Below are 15,112 nucleotides of genomic sequence, written 5' to 3'. Positions count from 1 at the left end.
TCAGGCGCCGCGGCCGTAGGTGTGCGGGTCGACGGGCTGCTGGGCCTTGGGGAGCCGGCCGACCACGAGAAGGTAGGACTCCGTCACGAGTTCCCTGACAAGCTCCTTGTCGATCGCGTCCCCACCTTCGACCGTGATCCAGTGCTTCTTGTTCATGTGGTAGCCGGGGGTGATGTTCGCGTTCTGCTCGCGCAGCGCCTGGGCCTCGGCCGGGTCCGACTTGAGGATCACGACGGGGCGTCCAGGAACCTCGGTCATCAGCATGAAGACCTTGCCGCGCACCTTGAAGACCTCCCAGTCGGGGCCGAAGGGATGTTCCAGGCCGGCACCGGGCAGTTCCTCGGCGCAGTCGGCCGCGGCCTTCTGCAGCGTCTTTCCGTTCATGGTCGTCAACTCCTCGATCGATGTCAGTGCCCGAGCCCGCGCGGGCCAGGGCGTGTGGGGTCGTATCCGGGCGTGGTCAGTACGAACGGCAGCGGGGGCAATGCGGCGGCAGCGTGGGCACGCCCGGTGCGAGCCTCGCTGGAGTCCGGACGGTTACGCGGTCGGCGCGACGCGGGCGGCGGGGTCCGCGTACACCGATACGGCGGCCGCGTACTCGTCCGGCATCTGCGCCGGTGACATCAGGTCAGGGCCGTGGCACAGCCCAGGCATGAGACGCAGCGCGCTGTCGACACCTGCCTCGACGAGCTTGTGGTGGTAGGCGATTCCCTCGTCGCGGTGGAAGTCCAGCTCGTTGACCGAGACCACGTGCGGGGGCAGCACGGTCACGTCTTCGGCGGACGCCTTCAGCGGCCAGCACAGAGGGTCATCCGCATACTCGCCCGTGGGATCCATGATCGCGGCCATGATGTCCAGAGCGGTGCTTTCCAGGAGGTAGCAGTCGTTCAGGCCGGCCGGATGAGGGTGGGGTTCGAACTTGCCCGAGCCGTTGCGGAATTCGACGCCGATCACCACGACGCCCCAGTAACGTCGCCCGTCCCCTGTCGGCGGTCCGTCTCAGGATTTCCGAGCCTGCGGGGAAGCTCGTTGCCGGTGACAGTCACGTGCGGAGACCTTTTCCTTTCGCTGGAGGTGTTTGGAGGCGCCGCGCACCTCGCCACGGCGAATATTGGGCGAGATGCGACTGTATGCGCCTTCTAATGGCTGTGCGTGGGTGCGGCGCTGAACGGGGCCGGCGGCACGCACACGCGCGCGCCCCGCTCCCCATCCTTTCTCCCAGGTCCGCAATTCGGACGGTAAGCTGCGGACACATCATGGTCGACAGGCGACACCCTCAGCGATCGGGACGGCCCTCCTCCACCGTCTCCTCCTCGCGGCCGCTCTTCATCGCGGGGGCCGAGCCCGCTTCCGTCCCGCTGTACGGCTTCCAGCCCCCAGTCGGTACGCCGTACGGCCTGGAAGTGACCACCGTCGAGGACTTCCACGCCCACCACGACGACTGGCCGTGGAACCCGCCCCGTCCGGGCCGGGCCACCTTCCACTACCTGATCCTGGTCACCGAGGGTGTACTGCGGCACGACGTCGACCACGTCACGCGCACCGTCGCCCCCGGCCAGTGGCTGTGGGTGCGCCCCGGGCACGCCCAGTGCTGGCACGACCCCAGCACCGCCCGCGGCCCGTTCGTCCTGTTCGAGCCGGACGTGCTCCGGCCCGACACCGCCCGCGAGCTGGCTCCCCTCACCTCACACGACGCTCCCGCCGTCCTGACCCCCCACTCCGACGACGCGCCCTGGCTGGAACAGACCGCGCTCCAGCTCCTCGACGAACACCGCGCGCTGGGACGCCGCCCGCTCGCGGCCCACCACGCCCTGCGGCGCAGCCTCCTCGAAGCGCTGCTCCTGCGCCTCGCTCACTCCCCAGGTGTCTCGGACCCTCCGGCCGACGCCGGAACCGCCTCCTCAGGCAGCAGCCCCCGCTCCGCGCCCCACGGCGACACCGCGGCGCGCCACCACACCTACGAACGATTCCTCGACGCCCTGGAGCTGCACTTCCGTGAGCTGCACCGCGTCGACGACTACGCCCAGTTGCTCGGCTGCTCGGTGCGCACCCTCAGCCGCGCCGCCCAGGCCGCCATCGGCAAGGGAGCACGGGAGGTCATCAACGAACGGCGGCTGCTCGAAGCGCGCCGCCTCCTCGGCCACTCCCGGTGGACCGCCCACGCGGTCGCCGCCCACCTCGGCTTCACCGACGCGGCCAACTTCGGCCGCTTCTTCCGCCACCACACCGGCCTCACCCCCGCCGCCTACGCGGCTCGCCAGGCGACCCCCGAGCGCTGACGGCGAGGTGCACCGGGTGCGCCAAGGAGGAACGACATCCACCCGGGACTTGGCCGCCGTGATGCCCTTGTGGAAACGACGACGTCGTAGGTCTCCGCGGGGAGACCCGACATCCCCGCCGCCTACGCTCACCACCAGTCCCTCGCCTTCGGCTGCCCTGAGACCATCCAGGGCGATGGACAGGAGCTGTACGCGGCCTGGATGTACCGCAAGCAGACCCTCCGCGACGCTGTGCTGGTCCGTCGCACCGCCCGTCGCCTCCTGGCGACGGGCTATGGCGCGGGACCGGCACCGCACCCCTCTTTTTATTGCTTGAGCAAGCAGATAAGGTGCCCGGCGTGATGGCTGCGACACGGAGATCCCAAGAGACGCGGCGTCCCGCCGACGACGCACAGGACGAGCGCTGGTGCATGGCTGTGCGGTTGCTGGGCCGCGTGGAGAAGCAGTTGGACGAGGCTCTGCAGCACGAGCACGGCCTGCCGCTGTCGGAGTACCGCGCCTTGTGCGCGCTGAGCCGCCCCGACAGCGGCTCCGCCCTGCGCATGGGTGAGCTGGCCGACCGGATCGGGCTGAAGGACAGCACGGTGACACGTCTGGTCGGCCGACTGGAGGCCCGGGGGCTGGCGGAGCGGGCTTCCGCGGCCGGTGACGGCCGGGCGGTCGCCGCGAGCATCACGCCGGTCGGTCGGCAGCGTTACGCGGAGGCGACACCCACCTATCGGGCGGCCCTCGGGGACGCCCTGGAGGACGCCCTGGCGAACGTCTACCTCGCTGATCTCGCCGCCTGGGTGCGTACGGGCGAGTCGGCGGTGAACGGCGCTGCCACCCTCGGCCCGCCCGCCGGGGCATAGGTGCCCGCATCCGCTCACCCCTGGAAGAAGAACCCGTGTCCGAATTAACCGGTTTCATCGCCGTTTCCCTGGTCATCATCGTGGTGCCCGGACCCGATCTGGCCCTGCTGCTGGCCAACACAGCCCGCTCCGGACGGCGTGCGGGCATCGCCACCGCGGCGGGGATCATGCTGGGGAACGCGCTGCTGGCGGCCGCTGCGGTGGCCGGTCTGACGGCCCTGCTGACCGCCTCGGAACTCGGCTACGCGGCCCTGCGCGTCGCGGGTGCCGGATATCTCGCCTACCTCGGCATCCAGGCCCTGGCCGACTTCTTCCGCCTGCGCCGAAGCGGCGCCGCGGACGCCCGGTCGCACGGCCCTGTCCCTTCCTCACCCCCGGCCACGGCACGCGGCGCACGCATCGCCTTCCGGCAGGGTCTGATCAGTAACCTCCTGAACCCGAAGGTGGCGGCCTTCTACCTGTCGCTCTTCCCCCAGTTCACCCTGCCGGGCCTGACCCCGACGGCGGAGCACACCGTGCTCGCCGGGCTGTTCTGGCTCCTGGCCCTGCTCTGGTACGTCCTGGTGCTCCTGCTCCTCACCCGCATCGAGGCCCTGCTGCACCGTCCCGGCTTCCGGCAGGGCCTCGCCGGGGTGTCGGGCGTAGGACTGATCGGCCTGGGCGCCGCGCTGGCCCTGCGGGACTGACTCCCCGACGGAACCGTGTCGACCGACTTCACGAAAGGAACGTGCATGACCACCGCTGCCGACCACTACGACCACCTGCTCGCTGAGCACTACACCTGGATGCTCGGCGGGGACATCGAGACAGCGGCAGCGGCACAGGCCGAACTCCTCCGCGGGCTGGGACTGACTCCCCGTCCGGAAGAGAAAGCCGCCGCCGTCGACCTCGGCTGCGGCCCCGGCCCGCAGACCCTGGCTCTCACCCGCCTCGGCTTCACCTCGGTGACTGCGGTCGACACCAGTGCCGTACTCCTCGGCGAACTCATGGAGCACGCCGGGCGCTCCGGGGCCGCGCAGGCCGTCCGTCCCGTCCAGGGGGACATCCGCGGCATCCTGCCCCGACTGACCGCTCCGGGTTCGGTCGCGGCCGTCGTGTGCATGGGCGACACCCTGCCGCACCTGCCCGGCCGGGCGGATGTGCAGGAGCTGATCGCGGACGTCGCCAAGGCGCTGCGCCCGGGCGGGAGCTTCGTCGCCACCTACCGCGACCTGACACGCGAACTCCACGGCCCGGACCGTTTCATCCCCGTCCGCAGCACCGCCGACCGGATCCTCACCTGCTTCCTCGACTACCTCGACGAGGACACCGTCATGGTCCACGACCTGCTGCACACCCGCCACGACGACGCCTGGCACCTTCAGACCGGCAGCTACCCCAAACTCCGGCTGACCCCCCAGTGGTTGACCGCACAGTGCCACGCGGCCGGCCTCGACGTCCGCCGCGACGAAGCGGGCCCCCGCGGCCTGCGGGTCCTGCATGTCATCAAGTCCTGACCGTGCTCTCGGCGGCCGGCGGAAGATCGCGAAGCTTACTTCGCTTCTGGCATCAAGCGCCGGTAGGTGGACGCAAGTTGTCCTTCGCCCTCGTCGACGCCGCCAGCCCCCGAACACCTCGCGGCACGCGGCACCCTCGTCGGCCACGCGCGTGAGCCGCCTTCGCCGCTACCGGCGACCCGGGCCGGCCCGCCTACGACGCGGACGCGGCGGCAACGCGCTGGTCATCGGCGGCCCTCCGGCCGCAGCGCGCCGGATGGTCACCGAACTCCCGGCCGACGATGTCACCGCCCTCTGGCCCGCCCTGGCCTGACACGAGGGCGCCCCCGGGCTCCCGGCGGAACAGTCCTGCGCCGTCCCGGGTCTCAGCAGACTGGGGAGGCCGCCCGGTCGAGGAACGCGTCGACCAGGTGGTACGCGTTCTCCCGCGCCACCGGTTCCATGGCGCGGCTGCGCGCGACCAGTTCTTCCGGATCGATGCCGAGCCGCGCGCACTGCTGCGCGCCGCCGAAGTCGACCCAGCGCCGGACGACGGCCGGGATCGCCTCGGGGTGGAACTGGACGCCGAGCGAGTTCCCCACCCGGAACGCCTGCGTGCACACGGCGTTGCGGGCCGTCTCCTCGGCGCCGGGCGGGGGGACGCAGCGGTCGTAGTGCCACTGCATCCAGGGGCCGGGCGGTATCAGGGCGGGGTCGTCAGTGTCGATGCCGACCCAGCCGATCTCGGGACGCGGGGCCGCCTCGACACTGCCGCCCAGGGCGGTGGTCAGGGCCTGGGCGCCGAAGCAGATGCCCAGCACGGGGATGCCGCGGTGGTGGGCCTTGCGCAGCAGGGTGAGCTCGCCGCCGATCCAGCTGCCGACCGCGGTGTCGTCGTACACCGACCAGGGGGCGCCGAGCGACACGACGAGGTCCCAGCCGTCGGCGTCGGGGAAGTCGAACCGTACGTCCGGTGTGTGGTGCCGTTCCTGCGGGACGACGGTGAGGAGTGTGAGGTCGTACCCGCGCTGGACGAGCCGGTCTCCGACCAGTCCGGGCTCCGTCACATGGTCGTGCCGGATGACGAGTGCACGCACGATGGGCTCTCCTTTCTCCTGAACGAGGGGTGACGCGTAACCCCGCTCGGGGCTATGGCTTGGCAGGGTTCTTCGCCCGTGCGGTGCGGATGGCCGCGGCGAGCAGGATGAGCGCGGTGAGGGCGGCGGTGGAGAGCAGCTGGCCACGTGCGCCGGTGTCGGTGCACATCAGGGCGAGGACGCCGGTCATGCCGGCCAGGGCCGTCCAGCTCAGCCAGGGGTGGCCCCACATGCGCACGGTCGGCGTCCGGCCGGGGGTGCGCTCGGCGATCTGCCGCAGGCGGAGTTGGGAGAGGGCGATGGCGATCCAGACCACGAGGATGATGGCGCCGATGGTGTTCAGGAGGAAGGGCAGGACGCGGTCGGGGGCGAGGAAGTTGAGGATGACCGCGACGAAGCCGAAGGAGACGGAGGCGAGGACGGCCATGCGGGGGACGCCGCCGCGGGAGACGTTCAGCAGGCCCTGCGGGGCGTCGCGGCGCTGGGCGAGGGAGAAGGCCATGCGGGAGGCGCCGTAGAGGTTGGAGTTGAGGGCGGAGAGCAGTGAGGTGAGGACGACCACGTTCATCAGTCCGGCGGAGGCGGGGATGCCGATGCGCTGCAGGACGGTGACGAAGGGGCTGGTGGCGGCGGAGGCGGAGGTCCAGGGCAGCAGCAGCACCATGAGGGCGACGGAGCCGATGTAGAACAGCAGCAGGCGGGCTATGACGGTGCGGGTGGCCTTGGCGACGGCCTGGGAGGGGTCGGGTGATTCGGCTGCGGCGATGGTGACGAGTTCCATGCCGCCGAAGGAGAAGACGACCGCGAGGAGTCCGGTCAGCACGCCGCTGATGCCGTGCGGGAGGAAGCCGCCGTGGCTGGTGAGGTTGGTCAGGCCGACGGGGTGGCTTCCGGGCAGCACGCCGAGGACGGCGAGGGTGCCCAGGACGAGGAAGGCGACGACGGCGGTGACCTTGATGGCGCCGAACCAGAACTCGAACTCGCCGAAGTGGCCGACGTCGAAGAGGTTGACGGCGGTGAGGGCGGCCATGAAGGCCAGGACGTAGGTCCACTGGGGTACGGCCGGCAGCCAGCTGTGGGCGATGGCGGCCGCTCCGGTGGCTTCGGCAGCCACGACGACGACCAGGAGCCACCAGTACAGCCAGCCGACGGTGAAGCCGGCCCAGCGGCCGAAGGCTCTCTCGGCGTAGACGGAGAAGGATCCGCTGCTGGGCTGGGCGACGGCCATTTCGGCGAGCATGCGCATGACGAGGACCATGAGCAGGCCGGCCAGCGAGTAGGAGAGCAGGATGCCGGGTCCGGCGGTGTGGATGCCCGCTCCGGCGCCGAGGAACAGGCCGGCGCCGATGGCGCCGCTGATGGCCAGCATGGTGACGTGGCGGCGTTTGAGGCCGGTGCCCAGGACAGGGGCGCCGGACTGGGGACAGTCCCCGCGCTGCGGGTCTGCCGGGTGCGACGTACTGCTGTCGGTCGACATGCGAGATGCCATCGGGAAGTCCTTCTCAAATGGTGGGGTGACGTACGGACGCGGCACCCTGTTCCGGGGGTGTGGCGAGGACCCGGCCCGCACGGGTGACGGCGGGGGAGGGCGAGGCCGCGGAAGGCATGCGGTAGCAGCGCCGCGGCGACGGTCGGTCCGTGCGGGAAGCGGCGGATGAAGGGGGAGACGCCTTGCGGGAGCAGGCGGAAGCGGGGTGAGGCGCCGAGCAGGTGGTTGAGCCGGGTGACCGGGCGGGGGAGTGGGCGGTGTCAGTTGATCTGGGCGTACTCGCGGAACTCCCAGTCCGTGACGTGCTGGTGGAAGCGGGCGAGTTCATCCCGCTTGAACGTGAGGAAGGCGTCGACGAACGACTTGCCGAGCATGTCGGTGAGCTGGTCGTCGGCCTGCAGGGAGTCAAGGGCCTGGCCGAGGTCGCCGGGCAGCTTGGCCGCTGCGTGGGTGTCGGCGGCGCGGCCGGTCGCCGGGGCGGGGGGCTCGGTGGCGGTGGTGATGCCGAGGTGGATGGCGGCCAGGAGGCCGGCGATGGCGAGGTAGGGGTTGGCGGTGGCGTCGCCGAGGCGGACCTCCAGCCGGGAGGCGGCACCGCGCTCCGGCGGGATGCGCACCATGGCGTTGCGGTTGTCCAGGCCCCAGTTGATCAGCCAGGGGGCGGTGGTGTCGGGGCCGAACCGCTTGTAGGAGTTGACGGTGGGGTTGAGCAGCGCGGACAGAGCGGGCGCGTGGGAGAGGACGCCGGCCAGGGCGTGGCGGGCTGTGGCCGAGAGGCCGTGGGAGTCGTGGGGGGCGTCGAGGACGTTGGTCCCGTCCGCGTCGACGAGGGAGACGTGCAGATGGAATCCGGACCCGCCGCCGTCGTTGAACGGCTTGGCCATGAACGTCGCCAACCGGCCCTCGACTCGGGCGAGTTCCTTGACCGCGGCCTTGAACCGGAAGGCACGGTCGGCGGCGTCCAGGGCCTCGGAGTGGTTGAGGTTGATCTCGAACTGGCCGCCGTCGAACTCGCGGTTGCCGCCGCTGACGTCCAGGCCGAGCGCGTGCAGGGCGCGCGCGGTGCGCAGGAGGTGTCCGTCGGGGTCGGCCCGGCGGCCGGTGGTGTAGACGTTGCCCGGGGCGGGGGCGTAGCGCCGCCACCCGGTGGGCGCGTCGGCGTCCGGCTCGAGCAGGACGTATTCCAGCTCAGGGCCCACGAGCGCGGTCAGGCCCGCGTCGTTCAGGCGGGTGAGGACCTGACGCAGCAGGTCCCTGGGCGATTCGGGCACGCTCCGGCCGGTGGCGGGGTCTTGGACGTCGCCGATGCACCAGGCCACGTTCGGTTCCCACGGCAGCGGGACGACGGTGTCCAGGTCAGGGCGCACCACGATGTCCGGCATGCCCGACTCCAGGCCGCCGGCGATGTCGGAGTGATCACCCAGGGCGCCGGTGTGGTAGACGGCGCGGCTGAAGGCGAGGCCGTGTCCGGCCGCGTGCGGCAGATGGTGCAGCAGGATGTCCCGGCTGCGGTCGGACCCCATCAGGTCCGGGTAGGCGACGCGGAGGACATCGATCCCCTTGGCGTCCAGCGCTTCCATCGTCTGTCGGACCTGGCGGTCTGTGTGGGCGCTCAAGGGATGCTCCAGTGGTGTGGCGATGAGGTGCATTCTGTCCGATTCGCCCGCGCGGATTCCGGCGGCTTGGTGTCCGGTCGATGACGCCAGGGCGATCATTTGATGCCAAACGATAAGAGTCGGGTGTACCGCCCACAAGAGGGTCAAGCAGATTTTGCCCACTCCCACCCGTGGCCGAAGGCCGCCGGGTCGAGCGGCCGCGGGATACATTTGACCGCAAACGAACACGCCGGCGGCCCCGCGTCGCCCCTACGCGGAGGAGGAGCCTGTGCCCGGGCCTCGCCGATCCATCACCGAGACCGAGCAGGCCATACGGCAGCGGCTGGGCGGCCTGACGCTGCAGCGCGAGGCCATGGCCGCCGTGGGCAACATCCACCGAGCCGCCGCGGCCGTCCGCAGCCATCTGGAGAACTCGGTGCTGCGCCCGCACGAGCTGACGTGGACCAGCTTCGTCGTGCTGTGGGTGCTGTGGATCTGGGGTGAGGCGGAGACCTGGTCGGTCGCGGAGGAGGCGGGCATCTCCAAGGGGACACTGACCGGCATTTCACGGACCCTCGAGTCACGCGGGCTCGTGGCCCGCTCCCCCCACCCCGAGGACCGTCGCCGGGTCCTGCTCTCCCTGACCCCCGAGGGGGAGAAGCTCATGGAGGAGCTGTTCCCGGCGTTCAACGCGGAGGAGGCGTTCGTCTCCGCCTCGCTGAGCCCCGAGGAGTGCCTCCGCCTCGCCGACAGTCTGCGCACCATCGTCGGCCGGCTGGAGGAGCACGGCGAGCAGCGCCGGCGGGAACTGCTCGCCGGCGAGGACCTGGCCCCGCGGCGCTCGGGCCGTCGCCCGCGCCCGTAGCCACGCGGCCGGGGCCCGGCCGTCCGCGATGCACTCCCCGGCGTCACGCTCACTGCCGGAGGCGGCGTGTGCGCCCTGCGGGTCTGCCGGTCACTCCGCTGTTGCGGCAAGGTGACCTCCACCTCAAACGTTTGAGCCCAAATAAAATCCGGGCAACCCTTGACACCTTCACGACGCGGCTGTTTATTTGGGCCCAAACGAAAGGAGGTCGGGGCATGATCCGCGAGTCCCAAGCAGCTGTCATAGCCGGGGTGGCCGTTGACACCCGGCACTGGATCGGCGGCGAGCGCGTCGCCTCCACCGAGACGTTCACCGACACATCGCCGATCGACGGCAGTGTCCTGGGGGAGATCGCCCGGGGCACCGCGATGGAGGCTGCGGCCGCGGTGGCCGCCGCGAAGGCCGCTTTCCCCGGCTGGGCCGCCACCTCGCGCGCCGAGCGCGCGCGGATCCTGCACGCGATCGCCGACGGCGTGGAGAAGCGGCTGGAGGACCTGGCGATCGTCGAGACGTGCGACAGCGGCGCCCTGCTGCGCTCTCACCGGCGCGGCGTGATGCCCCGTGTCGCGCACAACTTCCGCTTCTTCGCGGACTGGCTGCTGCGGCTGGAGCACGAGGACTTCGAGACGCGCGGTCACACCAACCACGTCAGCTGGGACCCGGCGGGCCCGTCGGTGCTGATCACGCCGTGGAACGCCCCGCTGATGCTGGCCACCTGGAAGGTCGCCCCCGCCCTCGCGGCCGGAAACACCGTCGTCCTCAAGCCCGCCGAGTGGTCCCCGCTGACCGCCTCGCTGCTGGCGGACATCGCCGCCGAGGCCGGGCTGCCGGCCGGTGTCCTCAACGTCGTCCAGGGCTACGGCGCCGAGATCGGCGACGCGCTGACCTCGCATCCGGACGTACGCCGGATCAGCTTCACCGGCTCCGTGCCCACGGCCCAGCGGATCGCCGAGTCCGCCGCCGCCAACCTCACCCCGCTCAGCCTCGAACTAGGCGGCAAGTCACCGCTGCTGGTCTTCGCCGACGCGGACCTGGACCTGGCCGTCGACCTCGCGGTGGAGCAGTACGACAACGCCGGGCAGGTGTGCCTCGCGGCGACCCGCATCCTGGTCGAGGAGTCGGTCGCGGAGGAGTTCACCCGCCGCTTCGTGTCGAAGGCGTCGGCCTTGAAGCAGGGCGACCCGCGCGACGAGGCCACCGACATCGGCCCCACCATCCACTCCCGCCAGCTGGAGAAGATCGACGGCTTCGTGCAGCGAGCCCTGGCGGCCGGGGCCCGCACGGTGATCGGCGGCCACCGCGACGGCCAGTACTACGCGCCGACCCTGCTCACCGGCGTCGCCCAGGATTCGGAGATCGTGCAGGAAGAGGTCTTCGGCCCGGTGCTGACCCTGCAGACCTTCACCACCGAGGACGAGGCCGTCCGCCTCGCCAACGGCACCCGCTTCGGGCTGGCCGCCACCGTCGCCACCGGCGACCCGGAGCGCGCCGAGCGGGTCACCTCGCAGCTGGTGGCGGGCACGGTGTGGGTCAACTGCTTCTTCGTCCGGGACCTCCAGGCCCCCTTCGGCGGCTCCCGCCTGTCCGGGGTCGGCCGTGAGGGCGGCACCTGGAGCTTCGACTTCTACTGCGACCTCAAGAACACCGTCACCGCCCCGAAGGGATGGACGAACCATGGGTGAGATCGTCGGGGCGGGCCTGCTCGCCCACGTCCCCACCATCGTGCTCCCGAAGCAGGAGCGCCTGGCGCTGAACGAGGGCAAGGAGATCACCCTCGTCACCGGCCTGGAACAGCTACGCCGGGACGTCTTCGACTCGGACGACTACGACACCGTCGTCGTCCTCGACTCCCACTGGGCGACCACCGTGGAGTTCGTCGTGACGGCACAGGACCGGCGGGCGGGTCTGTTCACCTCCGAGGAGCTGCCGCGCGGTATGTGCCGGATGCCGTACGACTTCCCCGGCGACCCCGAACTCGCCCACACCATCGCATCGTTCGCCGACAAGCACGGCACCTGGATCACCCCGATCGACGACGACTACCTGCCGATCTACTACGCCACCCTCAACCTCTGGAAGTTCCTCGGCGAGGGCCTGCCCGACAAACGCTGGGTGACCATCGGCGTCTGCCAGACCGGCGAGATGGAGGACCACTTGCGCCTGGGCCGTGCCCTGGCCGACGGTATCGCCGCCACCCCGGGACGACGGGTCCTGCTCATCGCCTCCGGCGCCCTCTCGCACACGTTCTGGCCGCTGCGCGAGATCCGCGACCACGAGGCCAGCGACCTGGCGCACATCTTCTCGCCCGAGGCCCGCGAGGCCGATGAGGAGCGCATCACCTGGTTCAAGGAGGGCCGGCATGACCAGGTCCTCGACACCATGGACGAGTTCTGGAAGGTGAAGCCGGAGGCGAAGTTCTTCCACTACCTGATGATGGCCGGCGCTCTCGGCGAGCAGGCCTGCGTCGCCCGGGCCCGCCAGTACGGCGCGTACGAGAACTCCGTCGGCACCGGCCAGGCCCACCTCTGGTTCGACCGCCCCGAAGGCGGCTGGACCGGCAGCGGACTGCCCACCGCCGCCACGCCACACACCCCGCGCGGCCACGCCGTCTGAGCACGCCTCCCCACGGCATTCAGGAGACCCACTATGTCCGAATACCGCCGCATCCTCCTCGAAGGCGCCGCCGTCCAGGTCACCGTCGACGGTGACGAACTCGTCGCCGGGGACGGCCGCCGCGTCAAGATCGAGGACGCCCAGCACCTGCCCCCCGTCGTCCCCTCGAAGGTCATCGCCGTCCACCTCAACCACCGCAGCCGGGTCGACGAGTTCCGGATCGACCTGCCGGACACCCCGACGTACTTCCACAAGCCGACCTCGTCCCTCAACTCTCACCGGGGCGCGATCGTCCGCCCCGCGGGCTGCACGTGGCTCAATTACGAGGGCGAGGTCGCCATCGTCATCGGGAAGACCGCCCGCAACATCTCCCCGGCCGAGGCGGGCGAGTACATCGCCGGCTACACCATCGCCAACGACTACGGCCTGCACGACTTCCGCGACACCGACGCCGGCTCCATGCTCCGCGTCAAGGGCTCCGACACCCTCTGCCCCCTCGGCCCCGGCCTGGTCACCGACTGGGACTTCCACGGCAAGGCACTGCGCACCTACGTCAACGGCAAGATCGTCCAGGACGGGTCCACGGACGAGATGAAGTGGGACATGCACTACCTCGTCGCCGATATCGCACGTACCATCACCCTCCACCCAGGCGACGTGCTGCTCTCCGGCACGCCCGCCCACTCGCGCCCCGTCCAGCCCGGCGACATCGTCGAGGTCGAGGTCGAGGGCCTCGGACGCCTGACCAACCACATCATCACCGGCCCCACCGCCATCCGCACCGACGTGGGGGCCCAGCCCACCGAGTCCGAGGAAGTCCTGTCCACCGCCCTCGGCGGCGACTGGGAGTTCCGCGGCATCCGCCCGCCCAAGCGCTGAGCCCGAACACGTCAACACGCGAGATCACGGAGGAGTGACGAGATGGATCTGAACAAGTGGCTGACCGAGGCGGTCGCGTCGAACGCCGAGTGGGCGGCAACCTTCGGCCCTTTCGACCCACACCCGGCGCTGGCCGTCGACGACGGCCGCTTCGCCGCCGCGTTCGAGGTCTTCACCGAGCGGCTGAAGGACAATTATCCGTTCTTCCACCCCCGCTACGCGGGCCAGATGCTCAAGCCGCCGCACCCGGCGGCCGTGGTCGGCTACCTGACCGCGATGCTGATCAACCCGAACAACCACGCCCTGGACGGCGGCCCGGCCACCGCCGCCATGGAGCGTGAGGTCGTCCAGCAGCTGGCCACCATGTTCGGCTACGACACCCACCTCGGGCATCTGACCACCAGCGGCACCATCGCGAACCTCGAAGCCCTCTTCGTCGCCCGCGAACTGCACCCCGGCAAGGGCATCGCCTACAGCACCGAGGCTCACTACACCCACGGCCGGATGTGCCGCGTCCTGGGGGTGGAAGGCTTCCCCGTCCCCACCGACGACCTCGGACGCATGGACCTCGACGCGCTGGAGGAGCTGCTGCGCGGCGGCAAGCTGGGCACCGTCGTCCTCACCACCGGTACGACCGGGCTCGGCGCCATCGAACCGGTCCACGAGGCGCTGGCGCTGCGCGAGCGCTACGGCGTGCGCATCCACGTCGACGCCGCCTACGGCGGGTTCTTCACCCTGCTGGCAGGCGCGGACGGTCCCGAGGGCCTGCCAGCCGAGCCCTGGCAGGCCCTCGCCCAGGCCGACTCCATCGTGGTGGACCCGCACAAGCACGGCCTGCAGCCCTACGGCTGCGGCGCCGTCCTCTTCCGCGACCCCGAGGTCGGCCGGTTCTACCTGCACGACTCGCCGTACACGTACTTCACCTCCGACGAACTGCACCTGGGCGAGATCAGCCTGGAATGCTCCCGCGCCGGTGCGGCGGCCGCCGCCCTGTGGCTCACCTTCCAGCTGCTGCCGCCCACTCGCGAGGGGCTCGGCCAGGTGCTCGCGGCCGGCCGGCGGGCGACGCTGCGCTGGGCGGAACTCATCGAGCACTCCGAGCACCTGGAGCTCTACCAGCCCCCGCAGCTCGACATCGTCAGCTACTTCCCGGTCACCGCCGGCCACACCCTCTCGGAGATCGACGCGGCCAGCAACCGCATCCTGCAGGAGGGGATGACCGACAGCCAGGACCCGGTCTTCCTCAGCACGCTCCGCGTCGGCGCCGAGCGCTTCACCGCCCGCCACCCGAAGATCACCGCGGACGCCGACGGCGCGCGCATCCTGCGCAGCGTGCTGATGAAGCCCGAATCCGAGACCTACGTCGAGGACCTGCACCAGCGGCTGGAGCGGCTCGCCCGCTCGTGACGCCCCCGGGCGTCACCGGCTCACCCCGACCGGGCCGGCGATGAAGCCGGAAGTCGGGCGCCCGACCCGAACCTCACGCGACGGCGCACCCCTCTTCCTTTTTGCCCTTTTTCTCTCCTTTCCGCCGCCTCTGCCGCAGGTGGCGTGCCTGCCCTTGCCCTGATCTCTCTGGAGCGTGACGACATGGCCAGTGTCCGTGGCTACTTCCACCCCAAGACGGCGACGGGCGCCTCGTCGCTGATCCCGTCCCCGCCGTGGCGCTACTCCGGTGACCTGCTCACGGTCGAGTACCGCACCGACCCGGCCCGGGTGCGTGAGCTGCTGCCCGAGCCGCTGGAGCTCGCCGACGAGGACCCCGGCGCGGTGGCGCTGATCTGGGCCGACTGGCAGTCCTGCTCGGCATCCGGCGCCGAGCTGCTGGACCCGGTGCTCGCCCAGTACAAGGAGGCGTTCGCCGTCGTCCGCTGCCAGTACAAGGGCCGGACCTACACCCGCTGCGTGTACATCTGGGTCGACAAGGACTTCGCGATCGCCCGCGGCCTGCACCAGGGCTACCCGAAGA

Annotated in this window: 16 protein-coding genes; 11 read left to right on the top strand and 5 right to left on the bottom strand. The window is 70.8% G+C overall.

Features of this window, described 5'->3' with window-relative positions; genetic code table 11:
• Both CA983_RS05680 and CA983_RS05675 read right to left on the bottom strand, forming a co-directional pair.
• Positions 1-384: an MmcQ/YjbR family DNA-binding protein gene (locus tag CA983_RS05680; RefSeq protein ID WP_086599782.1), complete on the bottom strand. Its 384-nt coding sequence runs from the start codon at positions 382-384 to the stop codon at positions 1-3.
• A gap of 153 nt (positions 385-537) precedes the next feature.
• Entirely contained in the window at positions 538-957 is a 420-nt protein-coding gene (locus CA983_RS05675) for an alpha/beta hydrolase fold domain-containing protein (RefSeq protein WP_086599781.1), read from the bottom strand.
• 296 nt (positions 958-1,253) lie between these two features.
• On the opposite strand from CA983_RS05675, the gene CA983_RS05670 reads away from it, so the two are divergent.
• The 5 genes from CA983_RS05670 to CA983_RS46130 all read left to right on the top strand — a co-directional run bounded on the left by CA983_RS05670 (position 1,254) and on the right by CA983_RS46130 (position 4,939).
• Positions 1,254-2,279: a helix-turn-helix domain-containing protein gene (locus CA983_RS05670; protein ID WP_425276420.1), complete on the top strand. Its 1,026-nt coding sequence runs from the start codon at positions 1,254-1,256 to the stop codon at positions 2,277-2,279.
• 341 nt (positions 2,280-2,620) lie between these two features.
• On the top strand, positions 2,621-3,130 hold the full coding sequence (locus CA983_RS05660) for a MarR family winged helix-turn-helix transcriptional regulator (RefSeq protein ID WP_244206656.1): 510 nt from the start codon (positions 2,621-2,623) through the stop codon (positions 3,128-3,130).
• A 35-nt stretch (positions 3,131-3,165) separates the two neighbouring features.
• The gene (locus CA983_RS05655; RefSeq protein ID WP_158101832.1) at positions 3,166-3,816 is read left to right on the top strand and encodes a LysE family translocator; all 651 of its coding nucleotides are present in this window, start codon (positions 3,166-3,168) and stop codon (positions 3,814-3,816) included.
• A gap of 45 nt (positions 3,817-3,861) precedes the next feature.
• Complete coding sequence (locus tag CA983_RS05650; protein ID WP_086599777.1) at positions 3,862-4,626, top strand: class I SAM-dependent methyltransferase; 765 nt, start codon at positions 3,862-3,864, stop codon at positions 4,624-4,626.
• A 151-nt stretch (positions 4,627-4,777) separates the two neighbouring features.
• Complete coding sequence (locus CA983_RS46130) at positions 4,778-4,939, top strand: hypothetical protein (protein WP_158101831.1); 162 nt, start codon at positions 4,778-4,780, stop codon at positions 4,937-4,939.
• A gap of 52 nt (positions 4,940-4,991) precedes the next feature.
• On the opposite strand, the gene CA983_RS05645 is transcribed toward CA983_RS46130, so the two are convergent.
• From CA983_RS05645 to CA983_RS05635, 3 genes are all read right to left on the bottom strand, one after another.
• Positions 4,992-5,702, bottom strand: coding sequence for a type 1 glutamine amidotransferase (locus CA983_RS05645; protein ID WP_086599776.1), 711 nt, complete (start codon positions 5,700-5,702; stop codon positions 4,992-4,994).
• Positions 5,703-5,754: 52 nt separating this feature from the next.
• Positions 5,755-7,179 (bottom strand): amino acid permease, encoded by a 1,425-nt coding sequence (locus CA983_RS05640; protein WP_086599775.1) that lies wholly within the window; start codon positions 7,177-7,179, stop codon positions 5,755-5,757.
• Between the two features lie 272 nt (positions 7,180-7,451).
• The gene (locus CA983_RS05635) at positions 7,452-8,807 is read right to left on the bottom strand and encodes a glutamine synthetase family protein (protein WP_425276419.1); all 1,356 of its coding nucleotides are present in this window, start codon (positions 8,805-8,807) and stop codon (positions 7,452-7,454) included.
• A 268-nt stretch (positions 8,808-9,075) separates the two neighbouring features.
• On the opposite strand from CA983_RS05635, the gene CA983_RS05630 reads away from it, so the two are divergent.
• From CA983_RS05630 to CA983_RS05605, 6 genes are all read left to right on the top strand, one after another.
• Positions 9,076-9,651, top strand: a complete 576-nt coding sequence (locus CA983_RS05630) for a MarR family transcriptional regulator (protein ID WP_086599773.1) — start codon at positions 9,076-9,078, stop codon at positions 9,649-9,651.
• A gap of 215 nt (positions 9,652-9,866) precedes the next feature.
• A complete protein-coding gene (locus tag CA983_RS05625; RefSeq protein ID WP_086599772.1) occupies positions 9,867-11,333 on the top strand; it encodes an aldehyde dehydrogenase in 1,467 nt (488 codons plus the stop codon).
• Positions 11,326-12,264 (top strand): 3,4-dihydroxyphenylacetate 2,3-dioxygenase, encoded by a 939-nt coding sequence (locus CA983_RS05620; RefSeq protein WP_086599771.1) that lies wholly within the window; start codon positions 11,326-11,328, stop codon positions 12,262-12,264. The genes CA983_RS05625 and CA983_RS05620 overlap by 8 nt, the downstream gene beginning before the upstream one ends.
• Positions 12,265-12,297: 33 nt before the next feature.
• The gene (locus tag CA983_RS05615) at positions 12,298-13,143 is read left to right on the top strand and encodes a fumarylacetoacetate hydrolase family protein (RefSeq protein WP_086599770.1); all 846 of its coding nucleotides are present in this window, start codon (positions 12,298-12,300) and stop codon (positions 13,141-13,143) included.
• A gap of 42 nt (positions 13,144-13,185) precedes the next feature.
• On the top strand, positions 13,186-14,550 hold the full coding sequence (locus tag CA983_RS05610) for a pyridoxal phosphate-dependent decarboxylase family protein (protein ID WP_086599769.1): 1,365 nt from the start codon (positions 13,186-13,188) through the stop codon (positions 14,548-14,550).
• A 183-nt stretch (positions 14,551-14,733) separates the two neighbouring features.
• The coding region (locus CA983_RS05605; RefSeq protein ID WP_208636893.1) for an acetoacetate decarboxylase family protein at positions 14,734-15,112 on the top strand (379 nt) is incomplete at its 3' end.

This window comes from Streptomyces swartbergensis (assembly GCF_002148965.1).
In the GTDB taxonomy this organism is placed as follows: domain Bacteria; phylum Actinomycetota; class Actinomycetes; order Streptomycetales; family Streptomycetaceae; genus Streptomyces; species Streptomyces swartbergensis.
The sequence above is the reverse complement of the archived record's forward strand: the minus strand, read 5'-3'. Positions and strand labels throughout refer to the sequence as shown.